This is a genomic window from Sphingobium sp. YBL2 (assembly GCF_000943805.1).
Lineage (GTDB): Bacteria > Pseudomonadota > Alphaproteobacteria > Sphingomonadales > Sphingomonadaceae > Sphingobium > Sphingobium fuliginis.
This window is the reverse complement of record NZ_CP010954.1, coordinates 485,092-507,042: the sequence shown is the minus strand read 5'-3', so window position 1 is coordinate 507,042 and position 21,951 is coordinate 485,092. Positions and strand designations below refer to the sequence as shown.

At 65.6% G+C, this 21,951-nt stretch carries 27 protein-coding genes; 18 read left to right on the top strand and 9 right to left on the bottom strand.

Annotated features, from left to right (window positions below):
* The first annotated feature begins 7 nt into the window (after positions 1 to 7).
* The 12 genes from fliQ (at position 8) to queE (ending at position 10,365) form a co-directional block, all read left to right on the top strand.
* The gene (fliQ, locus tag TZ53_RS02455) at positions 8 to 280 is read left to right on the top strand and encodes a flagellar biosynthesis protein FliQ (RefSeq protein ID WP_025548552.1); all 273 of its coding nucleotides are present in this window, start codon (positions 8 to 10) and stop codon (positions 278 to 280) included.
* Positions 277 to 1,071 (top strand): flagellar biosynthetic protein FliR, encoded by a 795-nt coding sequence (gene fliR, locus TZ53_RS02450; protein WP_044660315.1) that lies wholly within the window; start codon positions 277 to 279, stop codon positions 1,069 to 1,071. The genes fliQ and fliR overlap by 4 nt, the downstream gene beginning before the upstream one ends.
* Before the next feature lie 2 nt (positions 1,072 to 1,073).
* The gene (gene flhB / locus TZ53_RS02445) at positions 1,074 to 2,213 is read left to right on the top strand and encodes a flagellar type III secretion system protein FlhB (RefSeq protein ID WP_044660314.1); all 1,140 of its coding nucleotides are present in this window, start codon (positions 1,074 to 1,076) and stop codon (positions 2,211 to 2,213) included.
* Positions 2,214 to 2,307: 94 nt separating this feature from the next.
* The gene (locus tag TZ53_RS02440) at positions 2,308 to 2,766 is read left to right on the top strand and encodes a hypothetical protein (RefSeq protein ID WP_025548548.1); all 459 of its coding nucleotides are present in this window, start codon (positions 2,308 to 2,310) and stop codon (positions 2,764 to 2,766) included.
* Between the two features lie 386 nt (positions 2,767 to 3,152).
* The gene (fliD, locus tag TZ53_RS02435) at positions 3,153 to 4,598 is read left to right on the top strand and encodes a flagellar filament capping protein FliD (RefSeq protein ID WP_025548546.1); all 1,446 of its coding nucleotides are present in this window, start codon (positions 3,153 to 3,155) and stop codon (positions 4,596 to 4,598) included.
* A 21-nt stretch (positions 4,599 to 4,619) separates the two neighbouring features.
* Positions 4,620 to 5,018, top strand: coding sequence for a flagellar export chaperone FliS (locus tag TZ53_RS02430; protein ID WP_025548545.1), 399 nt, complete (start codon positions 4,620 to 4,622; stop codon positions 5,016 to 5,018).
* A gap of 161 nt (positions 5,019 to 5,179) precedes the next feature.
* Positions 5,180 to 6,370, top strand: coding sequence for an aspartate aminotransferase family protein (locus tag TZ53_RS02425; protein ID WP_044660313.1), 1,191 nt, complete (start codon positions 5,180 to 5,182; stop codon positions 6,368 to 6,370).
* A gap of 40 nt (positions 6,371 to 6,410) precedes the next feature.
* On the top strand, positions 6,411 to 7,340 hold the full coding sequence (argF, locus tag TZ53_RS02420; protein WP_044660312.1) for an ornithine carbamoyltransferase: 930 nt from the start codon (positions 6,411 to 6,413) through the stop codon (positions 7,338 to 7,340).
* 239 nt (positions 7,341 to 7,579) lie between these two features.
* Positions 7,580 to 8,488 (top strand): Hsp33 family molecular chaperone HslO, encoded by a 909-nt coding sequence (hslO, locus tag TZ53_RS02415; protein ID WP_025548542.1) that lies wholly within the window; start codon positions 7,580 to 7,582, stop codon positions 8,486 to 8,488.
* Between the two features lie 86 nt (positions 8,489 to 8,574).
* Positions 8,575 to 8,973, top strand: coding sequence for a DUF3617 domain-containing protein (locus TZ53_RS02410; RefSeq protein WP_082166205.1), 399 nt, complete (start codon positions 8,575 to 8,577; stop codon positions 8,971 to 8,973).
* Positions 8,974 to 9,020: 47 nt separating this feature from the next.
* Positions 9,021 to 9,713, top strand: a complete 693-nt coding sequence (queC, locus tag TZ53_RS02405) for a 7-cyano-7-deazaguanine synthase QueC (RefSeq protein ID WP_025548540.1) — start codon at positions 9,021 to 9,023, stop codon at positions 9,711 to 9,713.
* A gap of 4 nt (positions 9,714 to 9,717) precedes the next feature.
* On the top strand, positions 9,718 to 10,365 hold the full coding sequence (gene queE / locus TZ53_RS02400; RefSeq protein ID WP_025548539.1) for a 7-carboxy-7-deazaguanine synthase: 648 nt from the start codon (positions 9,718 to 9,720) through the stop codon (positions 10,363 to 10,365).
* Between the two features lie 148 nt (positions 10,366 to 10,513).
* On the opposite strand, the gene TZ53_RS02395 is transcribed toward queE, so the two are convergent.
* The 3 genes from TZ53_RS02395 to lipB all read right to left on the bottom strand — a co-directional run bounded on the left by TZ53_RS02395 (position 10,514) and on the right by lipB (position 12,377).
* Positions 10,514 to 11,233, bottom strand: a complete 720-nt coding sequence (locus TZ53_RS02395; protein ID WP_044660311.1) for a hypothetical protein — start codon at positions 11,231 to 11,233, stop codon at positions 10,514 to 10,516.
* A 75-nt stretch (positions 11,234 to 11,308) separates the two neighbouring features.
* Positions 11,309 to 11,599, bottom strand: a complete 291-nt coding sequence (locus TZ53_RS02390) for a hypothetical protein (protein WP_044660310.1) — start codon at positions 11,597 to 11,599, stop codon at positions 11,309 to 11,311.
* A 58-nt stretch (positions 11,600 to 11,657) separates the two neighbouring features.
* The gene (lipB, locus tag TZ53_RS02385; protein ID WP_044660309.1) at positions 11,658 to 12,377 is read right to left on the bottom strand and encodes a lipoyl(octanoyl) transferase LipB; all 720 of its coding nucleotides are present in this window, start codon (positions 12,375 to 12,377) and stop codon (positions 11,658 to 11,660) included.
* A gap of 85 nt (positions 12,378 to 12,462) precedes the next feature.
* Between lipB and TZ53_RS02380 the strand changes: the two genes are divergently transcribed.
* On the top strand, positions 12,463 to 13,251 hold the full coding sequence (locus tag TZ53_RS02380) for a hypothetical protein (protein WP_044660308.1): 789 nt from the start codon (positions 12,463 to 12,465) through the stop codon (positions 13,249 to 13,251).
* Here TZ53_RS02380 and TZ53_RS02375 read toward each other — a convergent pair.
* From TZ53_RS02375 to TZ53_RS02365, 3 genes are read right to left on the bottom strand one after another with little or no spacing between them, the layout of a single operon-like run.
* On the bottom strand, positions 13,233 to 13,832 hold the full coding sequence (locus tag TZ53_RS02375; RefSeq protein WP_044660307.1) for a GNAT family N-acetyltransferase: 600 nt from the start codon (positions 13,830 to 13,832) through the stop codon (positions 13,233 to 13,235). The two genes, TZ53_RS02380 and TZ53_RS02375, sit on opposite strands and share 19 nt — an antisense overlap.
* Positions 13,833 to 13,834: 2 nt before the next feature.
* Positions 13,835 to 14,686, bottom strand: coding sequence for an oxygen-dependent coproporphyrinogen oxidase (gene hemF / locus TZ53_RS02370; RefSeq protein ID WP_103000816.1), 852 nt, complete (start codon positions 14,684 to 14,686; stop codon positions 13,835 to 13,837).
* A 14-nt stretch (positions 14,687 to 14,700) separates the two neighbouring features.
* Positions 14,701 to 15,171 carry a tRNA (cytidine(34)-2'-O)-methyltransferase gene (locus tag TZ53_RS02365; protein WP_044660305.1) on the bottom strand — a complete coding sequence of 157 codons (471 nt, stop codon included), beginning with the start codon at positions 15,169 to 15,171 and terminating at the stop codon, positions 14,701 to 14,703.
* A gap of 192 nt (positions 15,172 to 15,363) precedes the next feature.
* Here TZ53_RS02365 and petA point away from each other — a divergent pair, with 192 nt between their 5' ends.
* The 4 genes from petA (at position 15,364) to TZ53_RS02345 (ending at position 18,744) form a co-directional block, all read left to right on the top strand.
* Positions 15,364 to 15,945, top strand: a complete 582-nt coding sequence (petA, locus tag TZ53_RS02360; RefSeq protein WP_025548526.1) for a ubiquinol-cytochrome c reductase iron-sulfur subunit — start codon at positions 15,364 to 15,366, stop codon at positions 15,943 to 15,945.
* A gap of 11 nt (positions 15,946 to 15,956) precedes the next feature.
* Complete coding sequence (locus tag TZ53_RS02355) at positions 15,957 to 17,276, top strand: cytochrome b (protein ID WP_044660304.1); 1,320 nt, start codon at positions 15,957 to 15,959, stop codon at positions 17,274 to 17,276.
* Positions 17,277 to 17,290: 14 nt separating this feature from the next.
* Positions 17,291 to 18,139: a cytochrome c1 gene (locus tag TZ53_RS02350; RefSeq protein WP_044660303.1), complete on the top strand. Its 849-nt coding sequence runs from the start codon at positions 17,291 to 17,293 to the stop codon at positions 18,137 to 18,139.
* Positions 18,140 to 18,207: 68 nt separating this feature from the next.
* The gene (locus tag TZ53_RS02345) at positions 18,208 to 18,744 is read left to right on the top strand and encodes an adenine phosphoribosyltransferase (protein WP_044662806.1); all 537 of its coding nucleotides are present in this window, start codon (positions 18,208 to 18,210) and stop codon (positions 18,742 to 18,744) included.
* Positions 18,745 to 18,877: 133 nt separating this feature from the next.
* Here the strand turns inward: TZ53_RS02345 and TZ53_RS02340 are convergent, their stop codons facing one another.
* Positions 18,878 to 19,480 carry a 5'-methylthioadenosine/S-adenosylhomocysteine nucleosidase gene (locus TZ53_RS02340; RefSeq protein WP_044660302.1) on the bottom strand — a complete coding sequence of 201 codons (603 nt, stop codon included), beginning with the start codon at positions 19,478 to 19,480 and terminating at the stop codon, positions 18,878 to 18,880.
* A 40-nt stretch (positions 19,481 to 19,520) separates the two neighbouring features.
* Complete coding sequence (locus TZ53_RS02335; protein WP_044660301.1) at positions 19,521 to 20,339, bottom strand: class I mannose-6-phosphate isomerase; 819 nt, start codon at positions 20,337 to 20,339, stop codon at positions 19,521 to 19,523.
* A gap of 365 nt (positions 20,340 to 20,704) precedes the next feature.
* Here TZ53_RS02335 and TZ53_RS02330 point away from each other — a divergent pair, with 365 nt between their 5' ends.
* Entirely contained in the window at positions 20,705 to 20,965 is a 261-nt protein-coding gene (locus TZ53_RS02330; RefSeq protein WP_238320108.1) for a hypothetical protein, read from the top strand.
* On the opposite strand, the gene TZ53_RS02325 is transcribed toward TZ53_RS02330, so the two are convergent.
* Positions 20,958 to 21,863 carry an ROK family protein gene (locus TZ53_RS02325; RefSeq protein ID WP_044662804.1) on the bottom strand — a complete coding sequence of 302 codons (906 nt, stop codon included), beginning with the start codon at positions 21,861 to 21,863 and terminating at the stop codon, positions 20,958 to 20,960. The two genes, TZ53_RS02330 and TZ53_RS02325, sit on opposite strands and share 8 nt — an antisense overlap.
* Positions 21,864 to 21,951: the final 88 nt, after the last annotated feature.

Sequence of the window (21,951 nt, the reverse complement as noted above, 5' to 3'; positions counted from 1 at the left end):
CTGATCCATGGAAAACGCCGATTTCTTCATGGGGCTGGCGCAGCAGGCGCTGTGGATCACGGCGCTGGCGGCAGCGCCGATCCTGATTCCCGCGCTGATCGCAGGCGTCGTCATCGGCATGGTGCAGGCCGCGACCTCCATCAATGAACAGACGCTGGCCTTCATCCCCAAGATCATCGTCGTCGGCGCGATGCTGGTGCTGTTCGGCGGTTCCATCATGGTGCTGATCGCCGATTTCACGCGCGAGATTTTCGAGCGCATTCCGGACCTGCTGCAATGATCGCGCCGGGCTTCGCCCCAGGCTTTGTCAATGTGGAAGTCCAGCTCTGGATCTGGCTGATCGCCATGATCCGCCCCGGCGCCGCCTTCATCGCCGCGCCCGTCTTCGGCGCGCCCGCCGTGCCGTTGCAATTGCGGCTGATCCTGTCGCTGGCGCTGGGCATGGCAGCGCTCAACAGCGTGCCTATCCAGCTTCCCGCCGACGGCGTCGCCAGTTTCCAGGGCGTGATGCTGGTCGCGGGTGAGGTGCTTGCCGGCCTCGCCATCGGTTTTGCCGTGCAGATCGGCTATGCCGCCGCGCTGGTGGCCGGGGAGGCTATCGGCAACACCATGGGCCTCAATTTCGCGGCGATGGTCGATCCTTCGTCGGGTCAGGCGACGCAGGCGGTGGGCCAGTTCCTCTCCATCCTGTCGACCTTCCTGCTGCTGGCGATGGACGGGCATCTGATGCTGGTGAGCTTTGTCGTGCAAAGCTATCAGGCGCTGCCGCCGGGTGGCGCGATGCTGAGCAACGATGCGGTCTGGCACCTGATCGAATTCGGCGGCGCGCTGCTCGGCGCGGGCGTCACCATCGCGCTGCCGGTCGGTTTCGCGCTGGTGCTGGTGCAGATCGTCATGGGCATGCTGGCGCGCACAGCGCCCGCGCTCAACCTGTTCGCGGTCGGTATGCCGGTGGCGCTGATGGCGGGGCTCATCCTGCTGGCCGTCACCGCGCCGATCATGGGGGAAGGGATCACCGCCGCCCTGAAGGCCGGGCTGGACCAGGCCCAGACCATCGCTGAGGGGCACTGACCATGGCCGGGAGCAATGGCGGCGGCGAAAAGACCGAGAAGCCGACAGCCAAGAAGCTGAAGGACGCGGCCAAGAATGGCGACATTCTCCAGTCCCGCGATCTCGCCACTGCATTGGTGGTGATGGCCGGCATTGGCTGGATCGCGGTCACCGGGCCATCGATGGTCGAATCCCTGTCCGACATGCTGATAGAGGCGTTGCGTTTCCGGCGGGAGGACATCGTGAATTTCGCGCCGGCCGACCGGGGCATCGCGCTCCTGTCCGGCATCGCCCTGCCGGTCGCGGGGATATTGCTGGCGACCTTGCTGGCTGCCATTGCGGGGCCGGCGCTGCTCGGCTCGCTCGGCTTCCGTCCCGGCGCCTTCGCGCCCAAGGCGTCGAAGCTCAATCCCGCCGCCGGCCTCAAGCGCATGTTCGGGCTCCAGGGGCTGATCGAACTGGTCAAGTCCGTCGCCAAGGTCGCGCTGCTGGGCGCGATCGGCGTCTGGATGATCTGGGACCGGCTGACGGAGATCGTCGGGCTGGGCAAGGCGGGGCTGGCGCCCGCCATGGCGGACCTTGGCAACATGTTCATCATGACCTGCCTGATCATGGCGGGGGGCCTGTTCCTGATCGCGGGCATCGACGTTCCCGCCCAGCTCATGCAGCGGTTCAGGCGGCTGTCGATGACCAAGCAGGAGATCAAGGACGAGCATAAGGAGAGCGAAGGTTCCCCCGAGCTGAAAGGCCATATCCGCCGCAAGCAATATGAGGTGCTGAGCGGTTCGACCCGCAAGGCGGTGGCGGAGGCCAGCGTCATCATCACCAACCCCACCCATTTCGCCGTCGCCTTGCGCTACAAGCCGGGGCAGGACGCCGCGCCGGTGGTGGTGGCGCGCGGCTGTGACGCGGTGGCGGCGGCGATCCGCGACCTTGCCGACCAGAACGGGGTCACGGTGCTGCAATATCCCGAACTGGCCCGCGCCATATACTTCACCTCGCGCGCCGGGCAGATCGTCAATGAAGGGCTGTACATGGCGGTCGCGACCGTCCTTGCCTTCGTCTTCCGGGTGGAGAATCGGGTGGCGAGCGAGATGGACCGGCCATTCATCACCGTGCCGGACGATCTGCGCTTCGACGCGGACGGCAAAAAATCATCTTGATAATCAGCGGTTTCCTGAAAATCGATCGTCCTTAACTTAAGTTTAGGACTTAATATCCGTATAATCTTCACGGGGACGCATTAGGATGTGCGTCATGAACGACTATATTTCGCGGACTGAACTGTCGGTGGAGCGCGGCGCGACCCGCGCGCCGTCCGCCGTGTCCGCGATTGCGCCCATTTCATCGGCCGCCACCGTGCATCAGGGCGGTGGATCGTCCCGGCAGGCGCCGACGCCCGAGGATCAGTCGGGCGTGGAAGAAAGCATCGCGACCAGCGCCGAATATGCCAAGGTGCATGCCCGCATTGCCGACATTCTGGCTGAATTGCGCAGTCAGGGCGGCACGGTGACGGTCGACGGAGCAGCCGACGAAATCCAGTCGATGCTGCCCGAGCCGCAGATACTGGTCCCCTTGCCCCCGGCCTCCAAGGAGGCGGTGGAAAGCACGATCCGCGTCGCCAAGCGCATCGCGGAGCAGGCCGCCTATGCCCATGCGGCGCAGGCCAACATCCGTCGCGGCGCGGTCGATCAGATTCTGTCTCCGGGCGTTTGAGCCGGGTTCGTCGCGGCGCTCCTGCGCCTGCTCGCGAGCGTGCCGTTACAGGCGGCGTTGAGAAATTCAGGACTGTGGTCTGAGCGGTTGGGGTGGATTGCCGACATTCCCCCTCCCTCAGGCGGGAGGGGGTTAGGGGGTGGGCTGGCGCGGCATCTGCGCTGTTTTGCAACGGCTAAGTCAGCAGCTCGCTGCGCTCGCGCCCACCCCTAACCCCTCCCGCTTGCGGGAGGGGAATGTCTTGGATTGGCCAATCCCGGACATTTCGAAATTCGTCCACGCGGCCTGGATGTTGCGTCGGTGAGGTGGGCTCCTGCCTTCCCCCCTGAAAATCATTCCTAAAGGTCTTCGCGCTAGGGCCGTTCTCTCTCTTGAAAGGACGGCCAATGACTTCGGTGAGCAGCAGCATCTTGACGGCGCTAGGCGCGGGATCGGGCATCGACACCGCGTCGCTCGTCTCCAGCCTGGTCAGCGCCACCAAGGAACCGCGCCAGACGGCCATCACCAGTCGCCAGACGCTGAACACCGCGCGGATTTCCGCCCTGGCGTCGGCCTCCAGTTCGCTCGACACCTTTGCCGATGCGCTGAACAGCCTGCTCGCGGGCACCGGCTATTCGGGCGCGCCGGCTTCCAACGACCCCAGCATCGCTTCGGTCAGCGCGCTGCCCGGCGGCACGCCCACCGGCCTTCCGGCGCAGATCGAAGTGCGTAACCTGGCGACCAGCCGGACGCTGGTGTCGGCGGTCAACGCGAACACCGATGCGGCAAGCGGCGCGGCGGCGACCGTGGGCACGGGCACGCTGATGCTGAAGGTCGGTTCCGGCGCGGCGGTTCCCGTCACCATCACCTCGGCCAACAACAGCTATGCCGGCCTTGCCGCCGCCATCAACGCGTCCGGTACCGGCGTCACCGCCTCCGTCATCACCGATTCGCAGGGCACCCGCCTGATGATGAAGGGGCCGACCGGTGCGGCCAACGACATCTCGCTGACGGTTTCTTCCTCCACCCCCGATGCCAGCGGCGCGTCCCTGGACCAGTTCGCCTGGACCAAGGCCAGCGTCCCGGCCGGCAGCACCATGGCCAGCGCCGCCGACCCGGCGGACGCGGTGATCCTGCTCGACGGCGTGGAGCAGCATTATGCCGGCAACACCATCGACGGCGCGATCCCCTATCTGCGCATCGACCTCAACAAGGCGGCGCCTGGGACCAGCGTCACGCTCGCCACGACAGAGCCGACCACGTCGATGCGCGACCTGATGGTCGAATTCGTCGACGCCTACAACACGCTGATGAAGGCGCTGAACACCGCCACCTCCACCGGCACGGACTCGTCCAATGCGGGCGTGCTGAACGGAGAATCCTCGATCCGCGACATGAAGCGGCAGCTTTCGCAGATGGTGTCGGCCCAGCTCAGCAGCACCGGCGCCTACAAGACGCTGAACGACCTGGGCGTCAGCACCAATCGCGACGGTACGCTGTCGCTCGATACCAAGGCGCTGGACAAGGCGATCGCGGCCGATCCGAAGGCGATCACGCAATTGCTGAACCCGTCGGTCAAGACCGCCACGAATATCGGCCTTGCCGGCCTGATGGACAGCGTGCGCGACAATATCAAGAAGGATGGCGGACCGCTCGCCACCACGCAGGACAAATATGAGAAGCTGGCGAAGGATCTGACGGATCAGCTCGACAAGCTCGATACCCAGATGACCAACTATCAGGAACAGCTCACCAAGGTCTATTCGGCCATGGAAACGCGCCTGTCGGCGTTGAAGGCGACGCAAAGCTATCTCCAGCAGCAGGTCGCCCTCTGGACCAAAAACGACAATTAATACCGAAAGGGTCGGAATATCATGTTCTACAATCATGGCGGGTTCGGCGGCACGGCAGCGGCGCGGCGCTATGCGGCGGTCCATTCGGGCAGCCGGATCGAGGGTGCGACGCCCCACGCGCTGGTCAAGGTGCTGTTCGACGAGCTGCTGCTGGCGCTGGATGCCGCCGCGCTGGCGGAACGCAATGGCGACCGGCTCAAGGTTTCGGACAAGCAGGCCCGCGCCATGTCGATCCTCTTCGCGCTGGAATCGAGCCTCGATTTCGACAAGGGCGGAGACATCGCCACTGGCCTCGCCCAGATCTACCGCGAAGCGCGGCGCCTACTGCTCGTCAGCGCCAAGGAGCATGATGCCGCGCCGGTGGAGCAGGCCCGCCTGATGATCGGCGAGATCGCGGAGGCGTGGAACCAGATCGGCTGAAGGCGTCCGTCATCCCGGCCTTCGCCGGATGACGGCATGTTGCACGGGGTTGCGCCTTCAAAGGCGCGCTTGTATAGGCAGCGCTCGCAAAGGGCGGCCCGGCGGGGGCCGCCTTTTTGCGTTTCGGACTTTGTTTGCATCAGCCCAGAAAGGGAAGGACCATGTCGATTACGCCGCTCATGCCCGTTTACCCCCGGTGCGATGTACGCCCGGTCCGAGGCGAGGGCTGCTATCTGATCGGGGAACGCGGCGAGCGCTATCTGGATTTCGCCAGCGGCATCGCGGTCAACCTGCTGGGCCATGGCCATCCCAAGCTGGTCAAGGCGATCGCGGATCAGGCCGCGACGCTGATGCACACGTCGAACCTCTACGGCATGCCGCTGGGCGAGAAATTCGCGCAGCGTCTGGTCGACACGACCTTTGCCGATACGGTGTTCTTCACCAATTCGGGCGCGGAAGCGGTGGAATGCGCGATCAAGACCGCGCGCCGTTACCACTATGCCAATGGCGAGGCGCACCGGCACAAGATCATCAGCTTCGACAACGCCTTCCATGGGCGGACGCTGGGGACGATCTCCGCCACCAGCCAGCCCAAGATGCGCGACGGTTTCGAACCGCTGCTGCCCGGCTTCACCGTGGTGCCGTTCAACGATCTGGAGGCCGCGACGGCCGCCGTCGATGAGAACACCGCCGGTTTCCTGGTGGAAACGGTGCAGGGCGAAGGCGGCGTGACGCCGGCGACGCAGGAGTTTCTGAGCGGCCTGCGCAAGCTGTGCGACGACCAGGGCCTGCTGCTGATCCTGGACGAGGTGCAGTGCGGCTATGCCCGCACCGGCACCTTCTTCGCCCATGAGCAATATGGCCTGACCCCCGACATCATGGCGGTGGCCAAGGGCATCGGCGCTGGCTTCCCGCTGGGCGCCTGCCTCGCGACCGAGGAAGCGGCCAAGGGCATGGTGTTCGGCACCCATGGGTCGACCTATGGCGGCAATCCGCTGGCCATGGCCGTCGGGCTGACCGTGCTGGACGAAGTGCTGGGCGAGGGTTTCCTCGACCATGTGAAGGGCATCGGCGCGCGCCTGCGTTCGGCGTTGGAGCAGCTTATCCCCAATCACGACATGTTCGAGGATGTGCGTGGGCTGGGCCTGATGCTGGGCGTCAAGCTGAAGGATGATTTCGATGCCCGCGCCTTCGTGGCGCATCTGCGCGACAATCATGGCCTGCTGACGGTGTCGGCGGGACAGAATGTCGTGCGCATCCTGCCGCCGCTCGTGATCGAGGAAAGCCATGTCGCGGAATGCGTCGAACGGCTTTCCGCCGGCGCGCGGAGCTTTGCGGAGGCTGCGGCCTGAATTAATCTCCGTTCGCCCGAACGGGTTGAGGGGGTTCCTCATGACCAATCATTTCCTGAATCTGAGTGACGCCGGCGGCGATGCGATCGCCGCCATGATTGCCGACGCCATCGACCGGAAGGCCGCGCGCAAAGCTTGGCCCAAGGGCAAAGCGGATGCGGATGCGCCGCTCGCCGGTCACACGCTGGCGATGATCTTCGAGAAGAATTCGACCCGCACCCGCGTGTCGTTCGACATGGCGATCCGCCAGTTGGGCGGCACATCGCTGATCCTGGACGGCGCGACCAGCCAGCTTGGCCGGGGCGAGACGATTGCGGACACCGCCCGCGTGCTGAGCCGCATGGCCGACGCCATCATGATTCGCACCGACGATCATGCGAAGATCCAGGAAATGGCGCATTACGCCAGCGTTCCGGTGATCAATGGCCTGACCGACCTGTCGCACCCCTGCCAGATCGTCGCCGACCTGCTGACCGTGGTGGAGCATGGCGTGGCATTGCCCGGCAGCCAATGGGCATGGCTGGGCGACGGCAACAATGTCCTCCATTCCATCGTCGAGGCGGCGGGCCTGATGAAGTTCGGCGTGCGCATCGCCGTGCCGGAGGGTTATGACCCCGACCCGTCCTTCGAGGCCGAAGCGCAGGCCCGTGGCGCCGCCATCCTGCGCACCCGCGATCCGCAGGCGGCGGTGGCCGGCGCGGACATCGTCGTCACCGACACCTGGATCTCCATGGGCCAGGCCCATGCCGAGGAGAAGCTCAAGGCGATGATGCCCTATCAGGTGACGCCGGAACTGATGGCGCTGGCGAAGCCCGCGGCGAAGTTCCTCCATTGCCTGCCCGCCCATCGCGGCGAGGAAGTGGTGGAAGCGGTGATAGACGGGCCGCAATCGGTGATCTGGGATGAGGCGGAAAACCGTATCCATGCGCAGAAGTCGGTGCTGCTCTGGGCGTTGGGCCGGCTTGGTTGAGTTTGGGGCTCCTGCGCGGCCAGGAGCCCGGTCCCGCCCTTCGCAGATTATCGCATCGCCTGAACCGGGTTCCCGCCGGCGCGGGAGCACGACCTGTCCCAAGGAGCGGGCCGCGATCAGACCGTCCGCATCCCACCGATCAAGCCCAAACCCAAGTGCATTTGCATGCCCGGGCATCGCAACCTATCTAAGCGCCTTTGCATGATCGGCGCGCCCCGGCGCGCCGCACGGAGCCTGACTTGACCTCTTCCGCTACCCTTGACCAGGCCCTTGGCTTCACCATCCCCTCCCGCCACGCGCGCGGGCGGATCGTGCGGCTGGGGCCGGTGCTAGACGATGTCCTTGCCGCCCATGCCTATCCGCCGCAGATCGAGCGGCTGCTCGCCTCCGCATTGGTGCTGGCGGCGTTGCTCGGCTCGACGCTCAAGGATGCGGGCGGGCAGCTCACGCTTCAGGCGCAGACCGAAAATGGCGTCGTCAGCCTGCTGGTGGCGGACTATAAGGGCGGCGAGGTGCGCGGCTATGCCAAGTTCGATGCCGACCGGCTGGCCGAACTGGGCCCCGATCCGACGCTGTTCGGCCTGTTCGGCAAGGGCTATCTCGCCATCACCTTCGACCAGGCGGTGACCGGCGAGCGCTATCAGGGCATCGTCCCGCTGGACGGCGAATCGCTTGCCGATGCGGCGGAACATTATTTCTTCCAGTCCGAACAGATCCCCAGCATCATCCAGATCGCCACGCGCCACGACGCGGGGGAGGGGTGCCTTGCCGCCGGCCTGCTGCTCCAGCACCTGCCCGAGGGGGAAGTCGGGCGGGAACGGCTGCATGTCCGCCACGACCATCCGGAATGGGAGCATGTCCAGGCGCTGGCCCACACGCTCAAGGACGCGGAACTGACCGACAACGCGCTGCCGCTGTCCGACATCGTCTGGCGGCTGTTCCACGAAGAGGAGGAGGTGCGCGTCACCGATCCCACGGCGCTCAGCAAGGGGTGCCGTTGCGACCTCGATCATATCCGCAGCGTCATCGGCCGCTTTCCGGCGGCGGAGCGGGCGGACATGGCGGATGATCAGGGCATTATCGGCGTGGATTGCGCCTTCTGCTCGCGTCTTTTCCCGGTCGCGCTCGCCAGCTTTGCGGAGGAATGAGCGGGCGCCCTCCTTATTGCTATCAAATTGCCGCAATTGACGCGCAAGGCTGATCTGGATCAGTAACGATCGACAGGGGGATCGGAATGGTGGCAAAGCGGCGCGCCCTTGGTGCGGCGGCGATGATGATGGCGGTTTCTGCCGTGCAGGCGGCCGCGCCCGCGTCGCGCCTGCCCAAGGGACTGGAGACGGGTGAATGGGAATTGCGCGGGCGGGGCGAGGATGGCGCCGCGCGCAAGCTCTGCGTCTCCAGCCTCAGCCAGCTTCTGCAAAGCCGCCACGCTGGCCATGCCTGCAAGAGCTTCACCGTCAGCGATGTCGCCAACCGGCTGGTCGTCACCTATGAATGCGGCGCGGCGGGCAATGGGCGGACGGACCTGCGCGTCGAAACGTCCCGGCTGGTGCAGATCCAGTCGCAGGGCATTGCCGACGGCGCGCCCTTCGCCTTCGCGCTGGAGGGCCGCTGGCTCGGCGCCTGCCATTAGGCGCGACCGGCTTGCGCTGACGCGTCGGGAGGCGTAGCGCGGCGCTCATGGTTGCCCATAACGGAAAATTCGCCGTCGTTCTGCTGTCGGGCGGGCTCGACTCCATGGTGGCGGGCGGGCTGGCGCGCGAGGCCGGTTATCGCCTGTTCGCCCTGTCGATCGACTATAATCAGCGCCATCGGCTGGAATTGCAGGCGGCGGGTCGAGTCGCGTCGGCGCTGAACGCCATCTCGCATATTGTGCTGCCGCTGGACCTGACGGCCTTTGGCGGGTCTGCGCTCACCGCGGACATTGCCGTGCCCAAGGGCGGCGTCGGGACCGGCATTCCCGTCACCTATGTGCCCGCGCGCAACACCATATTCCTGTCGCTGACCCTGGGCCTGGCCGAGGTGGCGGGCGCGAATGACGTGTTCATCGGCGTCAATGCGCTCGATTATTCGGGCTATCCCGATTGCCGGCCGGAGTTCATCGACGCCTTTCAGAAGATGGCCGCGCTCGCCACCAAGGCAGGGGTGGAGGGGAATCCGGTCCGGATCAATGCCCCGCTCCAGCATATGAGCAAGGCGGACATCGTGCGCGAAGCCTATCGGCTGGGGCTGGATACGGGGCTGAGCTGGTCCTGCTACGATCCGACGCCGGACGGCAGGCATTGCGGCCTGTGCGACAGTTGCCGCCTGCGGTCCAAGGGTTTCGTGGAGGCCGGTCTGCCCGATCCCACCGACTATGCGGTGAAGCCCTGACGCCATGAGCTACGCCGTCAAGGAAATGTTCCTGACCCTTCAGGGAGAGGGCGTCCATGCCGGCCGCCGGGCGGTCTTCCTGCGCTTTGCCGGTTGCAACCTCTGGACCGGGCGGGAGCAGGACAGGGCAAGCGCCGTCTGCCGCTTTTGCGACACCGATTTCGTCGGCACCGACGGCGATGGCGGGGGCAGGTTCGCGGATGCGGACGGTCTGGCCGAGGCCGCGCTCGCCTTTTGGGGCGAGGGGCGGGAGGGGCGCTATATCGTGCTGACCGGCGGGGAACCGATGCTTCAGGTGGACGATGCGCTGGTCGATGCGCTCCATGCGCGCGGCTTTGCCATTGCGATCGAGAGCAACGGCACCTTGCCCGCGCATCCGGGGCTGGACTGGGTCTGCATCAGCCCCAAGGCGGGCAGCGAGGTGGTCCAGCGCAGCGGCAATGAGCTGAAGCTGGTCTGGCCGCAGCCGGGGCGGGGGCACAGCCTGGCGGATGTCGAGGATATGGAGCGCTGGGCCTTCGATCATTGGCTGGTGCAGCCGCTGGACGATCCGAAGGCAGCGGAAAACGCGCGGGCGGCGGTGGATTTGGTGATGGGGCGGCCCCGCTGGCGGCTCAGCCTTCAGTCGCACAAATATCTGGGATTGCGCTGAGGGCCGTGGCCTGCCTCAGGGGAAGCTTCCATCCTGGAGCGATGAAAACCGCTCTGGTCGCTGAAAACCGTCGCTGACGTCGGGCCGGCCCGCCCCCCTGCCCCCTCCCGTTTGCGGGAGGAGGAATGTCGTGATTGGCGCCGTTGCCTTAAGGCTGAACGCCGATCTTCTGGTTCCATGCGAGCTGGCATGCGGGCAGCATCTTGCCCTTCTTCCAGCATTTGGGGTCGAAGGACGGCAGGGTCAGCGAATAGCTGCGTCCCGGATCGCCGTAAAATTGCTCGCCCGCCAGGACCAGCGACTTCTTGATCGACCCCAGTCCGTTGCGCGCCACATCGTTCAGCGTGCCCCGCTGGGCAAAGATCGCCTGCCGTCCGACCAGCGCCGCCGCCTGGCAGAAGCCGCGTTGCGCCTGCACCGTCGAATAGCCGGAATAGATGCGCGTGCCATATTGGTCCGATGCCATCTGGCCGGGCTTGCCCTTGCCGACCGTCCGCTGGAAATAGCCGAGCAGCGTCGTCTGCGCGGCGTCCAGTTCGGCGTCATGATGGGCGATCATGGCGTTGTAATTGCTGATCGACAGCAGGGTCGGCTCAAACTGGCATTGCAGGGCCGCGACGTTCAACGCCGCGCGCAGGTTCCACACCAGCCCGGCCTTGACCTCCGCCGCGGTCGCGCCCGGCAGGCCCAGCGCGGTCGTGGCTTCGGCGTCGGTCAGGGGCGGGGTCGAGAAATCGGGCGGCGACCAGAAGAATTGCGCGGCGGCCGGCTGCGCCATCAGCGCCGCCGCCGTCATGGCCAGCCCCAGCACGACCCGGCGTCCCAGGGATCGGTGCCCAATGGAACGGCCCACATAACGCAATGTCATTGAAATCCCTCTTTGTAACGAGCGCTGCGAACTATCTCCCGCCCGTCTGTATCATGCCTGAACGCGGACGCCAGCCTATTGATCCGACAGCACTTCGGTATCGGCCGCGGGCTTGCCCTCGCTCTCATTCTTCGCCGCCGCCGGAGCGGCCGCATTGTCGCTGCGGTTGGCGGGAAGCGCGACGGCCACGCCCTCGCTCTGCACCCCGTCCAGATCGGTCATGGCGTCGGTGGCGGTGCCGTCGACCACTTCCAGATTGTTCATCGGGACGGCGGTGCCGCTTTCCTTCTTGCTGCCGCATCCGGCCAGCGCCATGCAGCCGGCCGAAACCAATATTGCCATTGTCGTCTTGACGTCAGGACGCATCCGGGTCTCCTAAAGCGTTGCATGCCCGGCAGCCCCCCACCTGGCGAAAGCCGCGACCCTAGCGGCCCGTCCCGCATTGCTCAACCCCCGCTCCATCTGCCACCGGGCACCGGCGCAGGCGGCCGAGAAAGGCCGGGAAATGCCGGGCAAGCGCCGAGTCCAGCTCGGTCATCGATGCCTTCACGCCCAGCGCCGCCATGCTCGTCACAGGATATTCGGCCAGGCCGCACGGCACGATGCCTCCGAAATGGGACAGGTCGGGATCGACATTGATCGAAAAGCCATGAAGCGTGATCCAGCGCCGCACCCGGATGCCGAGGGCGCCGATCTTCGCCTCCCGCCCCTGGGCATCGTCGGTCCAGATGCCGATCCGTCCCTCCGCGCGCCGGGCCGCTATGCCGAAATCGGCCAGCGCGTCGATCATCCATCCCTCCAGGTGATGGACGAAATTGCGCACGTCCTTGCCCCGATTCCGCAGGTCGATGTTGAGATAGCCGATGCGCTGGCCCGGCCCATGATAGGTATAGCGTCCGCCCCGCCCCGCATCGTGCACCGGAAAGCGCGGGTCGAGCAGTTCGGCCGGATCGGCGCTGGTTCCGGCCGTGTAAAGCGGCGGATGTTCGAGCAGCCAGACCCGCTCTGCGGCCTGCCCCTCGAAGATCGCGGCGGCCCGGCCCTCCATCTCGGCCAGCGCCCGGGGGTAGTCGACGGGCGCGCTTTCCACGCGCCATTCCACGCTGGGGGCGGCAGGGGCTTGGACTGGGGATGGCGAGGACATGGCGCTTCCTTGACTTGGGCAGAGCGAGCGATCAAGTCTCCTCCGCGATTTTCAGAGCATCGGGTAGAGAACAGGGCGTAGAGATATGGCGACAATGTCCATCGGCAAGGCGTGGGAGGAGGCGGTCGCCTTCGTCGCGCGCGAAAGCAGCCTGCTGTTTCCCGTCGCCCTGCTGTTCGTCGCCCTGCCGGGCCTCATCCTTCAGGAGATGACGCCGCCGGAACTCGCCAAATGGAACCTGTCGGAAACCACCATGCCGCAGGTGCCGGGCAGCTTCTGGCTGGCGATGATGCTGGCGATGATCATCATCGGGTTCGGATCGCTGACCCTGTTGGCGCTCGCCCTGCGCCCGGGCATCAGCGTGGGAGAGGCGCTGCGGCTGAGCTTTGCGCGGCTTCCGGTGCTGCTGGGCGTGGCGCTGGTGGTCGCCGGTTTCCTGGCCGGCGCGGTGATCGCCGCCACCCTGGCGGTGACGATCCTGTCGCTCATCGCCAAGCCTGTGGGCGCGACGCTGGCGCTGCTGCTCGGCGCGGGAGTGGTGGCCGTCACCATCTTCGCGAGCGTGCGGCTGCTGTTGCTCAATCCCGTAGTGATCGACGGGACGGCGGGCGTCATGGCGTCGCTGCGCCATGGCTGGGCGCTGACCAGGGGGCATTTCTGGCGGTTGTTCGGCTTCATCGTGGCGCTGACGCTGTTGTCCGCCATTGTCGGCGGCGCGGCGCAGGCGGTGTTCGGCCTGATCGGGACGTTGATCGGCGGTCCGACGGGCGGCCGGCTGATCGGCGGCGTGGCTGCCGCTGTCGTGTCGACGGTGGTGCAGGTCTATATGCTGGTGATGCTGGCGCGGCTCTATCGTCAGGCGGAGGGCAGCTGACCCAGCACCGGCACATGCGGCGCGGCGTCGGGCGACAAAAGCCCCGCAAGTCGGGGATCGGCGAAGATTTCCACTTCACGCCTGTAGGGCACGAAGCCCGCCTTGCGGTAAAATCCCAGCGCCGCGGGGCTGTCGAGCGTGCAGCTATGCACCCAGAAGCGCGTGACCTCCTTGCGCCAGGCCAGCGCCTTGGCCTGCGCCATCAGCCATCGGCCCAGACCCTTGCCGGTCAATTCCGGGATCAGTCCGAAAAAGGCCAGCTCGCAGTCGGGCAATGAACGGAAGTCGAGTTCCAGCAGCCCCACCTCCACGCCCCGGGGATCGGTGACGGCATAGACCTCGACCGCGGGATCGTGAATGATCGCGCTCAGCGCGGCGTCGTCCATCACCAGGCGGGAGAACCAGAGCCACGGCTCCCCCACGCGCCGGAACAGCGCGCGATAGGCCTCTGGCGTCGGCGCCTTCCATGGCACCAGCCGCAACGGGGCGGGCGGGATGGGGGCGGGTTTCGGCCGCTCCCGCATTTCCAGATGGGTGACGATCGTCGCGATCCGATCGTCGGGAACCGGCGTCAGGCCCATGCTCAGCTCCAGCTCGCCATCGGCGGCAGGCTCATCAGGATCGCGTCGACATTGCCCCCGGTCTTCAGCCCGAACAGCGTGCCGCGGTCATGCACCAGGTTGAATTCGGCGTAGCGGCCGCGCCATTCGAGCATGCGGGCATGATCCTCCCGCGACCAGCTTTCCCCCATGCGCCGCCGGACGATGGGCGGGAAGGCCTTGAGGAACGCCTCGCCCACGTCCCGCGTGAAGGCGAAATTCGCGTCGAAATCGCCCTCCAGATGGTCGTAGAATATTCCGCCGACGCCGCGATGGACGCCGCGATGCGGAATGAAGAAATAATCGTCCGCCCATGCCTTGAAACGGGGATAATAGTCCGGGTCATGGGCGTCGCAGGCGGCCTTCAGCACATCATGGAAATGGGCCGTGTCCTCCTCGCGCGGCAGGGGAGGGTTGAGATCCGCGCCGCCGCCGAACCAGCTTTTGGACGTCCTCAGATAGCGCGTGTTCATATGCACGGCGGGCACATGGGGATTGGCCATGTGCGCGACCAGGCTGATGCCGGTGGCGAAGAAGCTCGGGTCTTCGCTCGCGCCGTGGATGGTCCTGGCGAACTCCGGAGAGAAGGCGCCGCCCACGGTCGAGACGTTGACGCCGACCTTCTCGAACACCTTGCCCTTCATGACGCCGCGCACGCCGCCGCCGCCTTCGCCGGGCGCTAGGCCGGGCGCCTCCCGATTCCAGGCGATATAGTCGAAGCGGGCGTCGGACCCCGCCTCCCGCTCGATCGCCTCGAATTCGGCGCAGATGCGGTCCCTCAGCGATTCGAACCAGTCGCGGGCGGCTTGCTGTTGCGGGTCGAGCGCCAACGTCATTTTCGGTAACTCTGTCATTGCGGGAAACTTCCGGTCTGGCGAAGGGCCTCTGCTATCGCGATGCCCGTGGAAACGGCGATGTTCAAGGACCGAAAGCCCGGCGCCATCGGAATGCGCACGCGCACATCGGCCAGATCGCGCACGCTGTCGGGGACGCCGGCGCTCTCCGATCCCATCAGCAGAACGTCGTCGGCGCGGAATTCCACCTCCGGCAGGCGTTGCGAAGCATGGCTGCTCATCAGCATCAGCCGCCGCCCTTCGGCCCGGCGCCGGGCGTCGAACGCCTGGAAATTTGCATGCTGGGTGATGTCGGCGGCCGCCCCATAGTCCATCGCGGCGCGTTTCAGCTTCGCGTCGGAAAAGGCGAAACCCATCGGCATGATGATGTCCACGGGCACGGAAAAGCAGGCGGCAAGGCGCAGGATCGCGCCGACATTGCCGGCGATTTCGGGTTGATAAAGGGCGATACGCATGCGCCGCGCCATAGAACAGCGCGGTTAATTCTCCTAGCCTGTCTAAAAGGCTTGGCAAATGGCGCATCCTACGGTTATCAGGCCTGCAAACCGCGCCAGGGGGAAAGGCGCGCCCTTCTGCTTGGGCGCCGCGGCTCTCCCGATAACATAGCCATAATGGGCAATGCGGCGGGGTCAGGGACGTTCTTGCAAGGGTTGAGGTGCATGGCGATCGTTGAACATTTGGAGAGTGAGGGGGCGTCCGTCTCCGATGGAGGCGGCAGCGACGGTGTTCGCCGTCGCGATTTCATCAACATCGCCGCGGTGAGCTTCGCCGGGGTCGGTGCGGTCGCGGTGGTCATACCGCTGGTCGATCAGATGAACCCCAGCGCCGACGTGCTGGCGCTCGCCTCGACGGAGGTCGACCTGTCCTCCATCCAGCCGGGCCAGGCGATCAAGACGACGTTCCGGTCGCAGCCGCTGTTCGTCCGGCACCTGACCGACAAGGAAATCGCGGAAGCCGACAAGGTCGATCCGTCCAGCCTGCGCGATCCGCAGACGCTGGAGGAACGCACCGTCGACGGCAAGAAGCAGTGGCTGGTCACCATGGGCGTCTGCACCCATCTGGGCTGCGTGCCGCTGGGCGCGGGCGAGGGTGAGAACAGGGGCGAATATGGCGGCTATTTCTGCCCCTGCCACGGTTCGTCCTACGACACCGCCGCCCGCATTCGTAAGGGCCCCGCGCCCAAGAACCTGGAAGTGCCGAAGTTCAGCTTCACTTCCGACACTGCCATTCTCGTGGGTTGAGGGGGACTGTCATGAGCTTTCCATGGGCTGAACATTATACTCCCAAGCATCCCGCGATGCAGTGGATCGACGAGAAGCTGCCCTTGCCGCGCCTCGTCTACAATGCCGTGGGCGCCGGTTATCCGGTGCCGCGCAACCTCAACTATTTCTGGAACTTCGGCGTATTGGCCGGCCTCGCGCTGGTGATCCAGATCGTCACCGGCGTGATCATGGCGATGCATTACGGCGCCAACACGCTGGTCGCCTTCGGCACCGTCGAACAGACGATGCGCGACGTGAACGCCGGCTGGCTGATGCGCTATGCCCATGCCAACGGCGCCAGCTTCTTCTTCATCGTGGTCTATCTGCACATCTTCCGCGGTCTTTTCTTCGGTTCCTACAAGGCGCCGCGCGAAATGGTGTGGCTGCTGGGCCTCGTCATCTTCCTCCTCATGATGGCGACCGCCTTCATGGGCTATGTGCTTCCCTGGGGGCAGATGTCCTATTGGGGCGCGAAGGTGATCACCGGCCTGTTCGGCGCGATCCCCGTGGTGGGCGAGCCGATCCAGACCTGGCTGCTGGGCGGTTTCGCCCCCGGCAACGCGTCGCTCAACCGCTTCTTCTCGCTGCACTTCCTGCTGCCCTTCGTGATCGCCGCCGTGGTGATCCTGCATATCTGGGCGCTGCATATTCCGGGTTCCTCCAACCCGACCGGCGTGGAAGTGAAGGGGCCGCAGGACACTGTGCCCTTCCACCCCTATTACACCGCGAAGGACGGTTTCGGGGCGGGCGTGTTCCTGATCCTGTTCGCGGTCCTGCTGTTCTATGCGCCCAACTATCTGGGCCATCCGGACAATTATATCGAGGCGAATCCGCTTTCGACGCCCGCGCATATCGTGCCTGAATGGTATTTCTGGCCCTTCTACGCGATCCTGCGCGCCTTCACCGTGGACTTCTTCTTCGTTCCGGCGAAGCTGCTGGGCGTGCTGGCGATGTTCGCGTCGATCCTGCTGCTCTTCTTCCTGCCCTGGCTGGATACCTCCCCGGTGCGGTCGGGCAATTATCGCCCGACCTTCAGGAAGTTCTTCTGGATCCTGATCGTCGACGTGCTGATTCTGGGCTATTGCGGCGGCGCGCCGGCGGCGGAACCCTATGTGATGATCTCCCAGGTCGCGGCGGCTTATTATTTCGCCCACTTCCTGATCATCCTGCCGCTGATCTCGCGCTTCGAAAAGCCGCTGCCTTTGCCGAACTCGATCACCGAGGCGGTGCTTGGCCGCCATGCGATCGAAGGTGAGCGCGAGGCGCTGCCCGGCATGGGCAGCGATCCGCAGCCGTCGCACGCCGGTTAAGGGGGACAAGACTAATGATACGCATCGGCGCATTTCTCGTCGGCCTCTTTTTCGCGGGCTGGCTGCTGGTTTCCTTCCTGGTGGGCGCGGTGGCCTATGTCACCGAGCCGCCGGCGGTCACGGTGGAGCATGAATTCCACCGCGATCCCAAGCATGTCGCCTTCTCGTTCGACGGCCCCTTCGGCAAGTACGACCAGGCGCAGCTCCAGCGCGGTTTCCAGGTGTTCAAGGAAGTCTGCTCGGCCTGCCACAGCCTGAAGTTCGTCGCCTTCCGCGACCTCAAGGGCATTGGCTATAACGAGGCGGAAATCAAGGCGATCGCCAAGCAGTGGGCGATCAAGACCCCCGACGTCGACCCCAAGACGGGCGAGATGTCGACCCGCGATCCCATCCCGGCGGATTATTTCCCCAAGCCCTTCGCGAACAATGTCGCGGCGGCGGCGGCGAACAACAATGCGATCCCGCCCGATCTCTCGCTGATGACCAAGGCCCGCCATCACGGCAGCGCCTATGTCTATTCGCTGCTGACGGGCTTCCAGGCGCAGCCGGCCGAACTGCTGAAGGAATTTCCGGACGCGAAGACGCCGGAGGGGCTGCACTACAACCCCTATTTCGCGAACCTGAACCTCGCCATGGCGCCGCCGCTGACGGCGGACGGACAGGTCACCTATGGAGACGGCACCAAGGCGACCGTCGACCAGATGGCGCAGGACGTCGCGGCCTTCCTGACCTGGACGGCCGAACCCAAGCTGGAAAACCGCCGTCGCGCGGGTCTGGCGACGATCTTCTTCCTGCTGATCGCGACGGGCCTGGCTTATATGGCCTACCAGAATATCTGGGCGGACAAGAAAAAGGCCGCCTGAACGGGGTCTGGAACAGAACATCGGAGGGGGCGCGGGAAACCGGGCCCCCTTTTCTTATGAGGGCGAAGATGAGCGCAGACAGCCTGGCGGCCCTGGTCCGCACGATTCCCGATTTTCCCAAGCCCGGCATCCAGTTCCGGGACATCACCACATTGCTGGCGGACGCAGCCGGTCTCACTGAACTGGTCGAGCGGATGGCGGCGGCGGCGCGGCCGCTCGACCCGGCCTTCATCGTCGGCATCGAGGCGCGCGGTTTCATTCTTGGGGCGGCGCTGGCCCATGCGCTGGGGGTGGGTTTCGTGCCCGTGCGCAAGAAGGGCAAGCTGCCCGGCAAGACCGTCGGCATCGATTATGTGCTGGAATATGGCACCGACCGGCTGGAATTGCATGAAGGGCAGATCCCGGATGGGGCGCGGGTGGTGCTGGTCGATGATCTCATCGCGACCGGCGGAACCGCGCTTGCGGCGGCGCAACTTGTCCGGGAGCAGGGCGCAACCGTGCTGATGGCGCTGTTCGCGATCGATCTTCCCGATCTGGGCGGCATGGCTGCGCTGGAAGCGGACGGCGTCGCGTCGGCGGCGATCATCGCCTTTGAGGGGCATTGAGGCGGTTCTGGTCAGGCGCCTCAGATAAAGGGGAGAAAGGTCCCAGGGGGCCAATCCAGGACATTCCCCCTTCCGCCAGCGGGAGGGAAATGGCAGCAGTCGGCCCATTGCGCCTTAAGAAGACCGCATCTCCTCAGCGCCCAAGCGCTCCCTCCAGCATATCGACCGCCTGTGCCAGACGCTCGTCCAGCAGCGCCAGCAACTGGGTCCATCCCAGCATGTCCGCCAATTCGCCCGGGCCGTCGGAAATGCCCCGCAGGCCCATTACCGGCACGCCAAAGCGCTGGCAGGCGCGGACGACCGCGAAGCTCTCCATGTCGACCATGTCCGCGTCGATCGCGGCATAATCGTCCCCGCCGACGATGTTCGCCCCCGTGGACAGCCGGGCGGTGCGAAGTTCCAGCGGCATGTGCAGCGCTATTTCGGCCGGGTGGTCGGAAAAGGGGGTCACGCCCTTCGGAAAACCGAGGCGGGAGGCGTCCATGTCCCGCCAGGAAACGCTGGCGACCTGATAGACCTCGCCCAGGGTGCAGATGCGCGATCCCGCCGATCCCAGCGAGACGATGAGGTCGGGCAGCGCGCCTTCCAGATCCAGCCGCTGGAGGGCAAGGCCGGTGTTGAGCGCGGCTTCCACCGGGCCCACGCCGGTCATCAGCGGGTCGAACCGGGCTCTGAGGTGAGGACCATATTCATCCTCCACCGCCATCACGAACAGGACGCGCTTGTCCGCGATCATTTCTCCCCGTGGCATGCAGTCCCCCCGATTCGCCGATGTTTCAAGGCTGGCGGGCGAGCAGCGCGCTCATCCCGTCATGGATGGTCAGGCCGGCGGTCCCCTCGATCAGCCAGCATTCGCCCTGCCGCCACGGCTCGCCGTCGATCGTGCCGGCGCCGGCCAGCGGAATGAACCAGGCCATCTCTCCTTCGATCCGCTGCCCGGTTCCGGCTTCACCCTGCACCATGTCAAGGATGAAGGGCGCATCGCCGCCCGCCACCAGTCTTTCTTGCGCCGTCATCGGGAAGACCTGGTCGGGCAGGGCATAGGGTGTCGCCACGCTGACGGCCATCGCCTCTTCCAGATGCAGTTCGCGCGGCCGGCCATAATCGTAAAGGCGGTAGGTCACGTCGTTATTCTGCTGCACTTCCACCAGCGTCACGCCGCCGCCTATGGCGTGCACCGTGCCGGCGGGAATATAGTAGAAGCTGCCCGCCCGCACCGGCTTCCAGTCCATCAGCGCCTCGATGCTGCCGTCGAGGGCCGCTGTGCGCAACGCCTCTGCCGTCAGGCCGCGGGTCAGGCCGATTCCCAGCTGCGCATCGGGTTCCGCATCCAATATGTACCAGCATTCCGACTTGCCGCCCGCCAGCCCGCGTTCCCGCGCCTGCGCATCATTGGGGTGGACCTGAACCGACAGCTTTTCGCTGGTGAAGATATATTTGACCAGCAGCGGCAAAGGCCGGCCTTCTTCCTGCTCCGGCGGCGAGAACCAGACTTCGCCGACGCGACGGCCATCCGAAGGCGCGATGGCGGCAGGAATATCGATGCGGCCCCAGGGCTTTTCGACGCTATGGGCGAGCAGGCGGATCGTGGTCATGCGGTTCCTTATGAACGGTCGCTCCCGTCAGGCAAGGGCCTCCATCCGGAAAGGACGCACTATCGGGCTAGAGCTAATCGACATTCAGCCCTGACGGCCTGCAAATGACGCCTTTCCGTGCTTCCGGTGCTCACCTACTTTGAGTAGGCTGCGCTCCGGGTCACGGAAAAACACCATTTTCGGCTCGTCATCTTCTGAATGTCGATTGGCTCTAGCGGTCAACGGAAGTGCGGGACATCCCACCCGCATCCGCCTTGCTGTCGAGATCGGAAACGGTCCGTATCGATCTTCCCGTCTGGAAGTCCGGTTATTGGTTGTTATATGAAACTGATCAGATCAGTGAGGATCAGGACATGAACCGGCCGATGAGAAACGGCGCCGGCGGCGCACGCCCTGAAGGCCAGCGCCGCACGGGCCATATGGATGATGCGATCGGCGTCCTTGGCCGGCGGATGGAGGGTGGGGTGGTTCCCCTGATCCTTCCCGTTCTGGCGACGATGGCCTTCCTGATGTTCTTCACGACGGTCTATCGGTGGGTCGACGATCTGCTGGTCGCCAGCGTGATCGCCATGGTCGCGCCGATGATGGTCCTGCCGCTGCTCCTCCGGCAGAAGGGCGTCAACTGACGCCCTCCGCGCTCAGCGCATCCATGGCCAAGGCCACGGCGCCCAAAGGACCGGCCTGATCGCCAAGCAGCGGCGTCATGACGATCCGGCCGATGCTGGAATCGTCGACATGCGGCAAATAGCCCCCAAGCTGGACGACGACGTTTCGACGGACCTTCGCCAGCAGACCGGTCCGCCCCATGCCTACGCCGCCGCCGATCAGCACCTGTCGCGCCGCGGTGCCCAGCAGGATGGTGGAGACGAGATGGGCGATGTCGCTGGCGACATCGTCCCATCGGGGGTCGGCGGGATCGATCTCATGGCCGGGCATACCGAAGCGGTGGGCGAGCGCGGGCCCGGACACCAGACCCTCGATGCAATCGCCGTGAAAGGGGCAATGGCCCGCAAAGCCGTCGCCGGGAGCGCGCGGGACACGGATATGGCCGATTTCCGGATGCATGGCGCCATGGACGGTGCGGCCGTTGAACGCGAACCCTGCGCCCACGCCGGTCCCGATCGTGATGTAGCACAGGCTGTCGGAGGGCGCGTCCCCCAGCGCGCCCGCGCCCCAGCGCAGCTCCGCCAGAGCGGCTCCGTTGACGTCGGTGTCGATCATCGCGGGGCAATCGAAGGGCGCGGTCAGCGTGCCGAATATGTCCGCGCCCGCCCAGCCGGGCTTGGGCGTGGGCAGCATGACGCCGAAGTCCGGGGCGCGGCGGTCGAGCCGAAGCGGGCCGAAGCTGCCGATTCCGATGGCGGCGATGGGCGCCTCCGCATGCCAGCGTTTCAGCACCGCAACGGCTCTGGAGAGCGTCTCCCGCGGCGTCGTGGTCGCTATCGTCTCCCGGTCGACAACCGTCCCGCCGCGCGCGCGGAGCACCAGGACCTTGGTCCCGCCCAGTTCGATTCCGGCCAGCATCGGTTCAGCATCCATCATCGCCGTCCAATCATATTGCCCCAGGCCCTGCAAGTTCGGAGCGCACCGTCATGCGTGGCCCAATTCAACA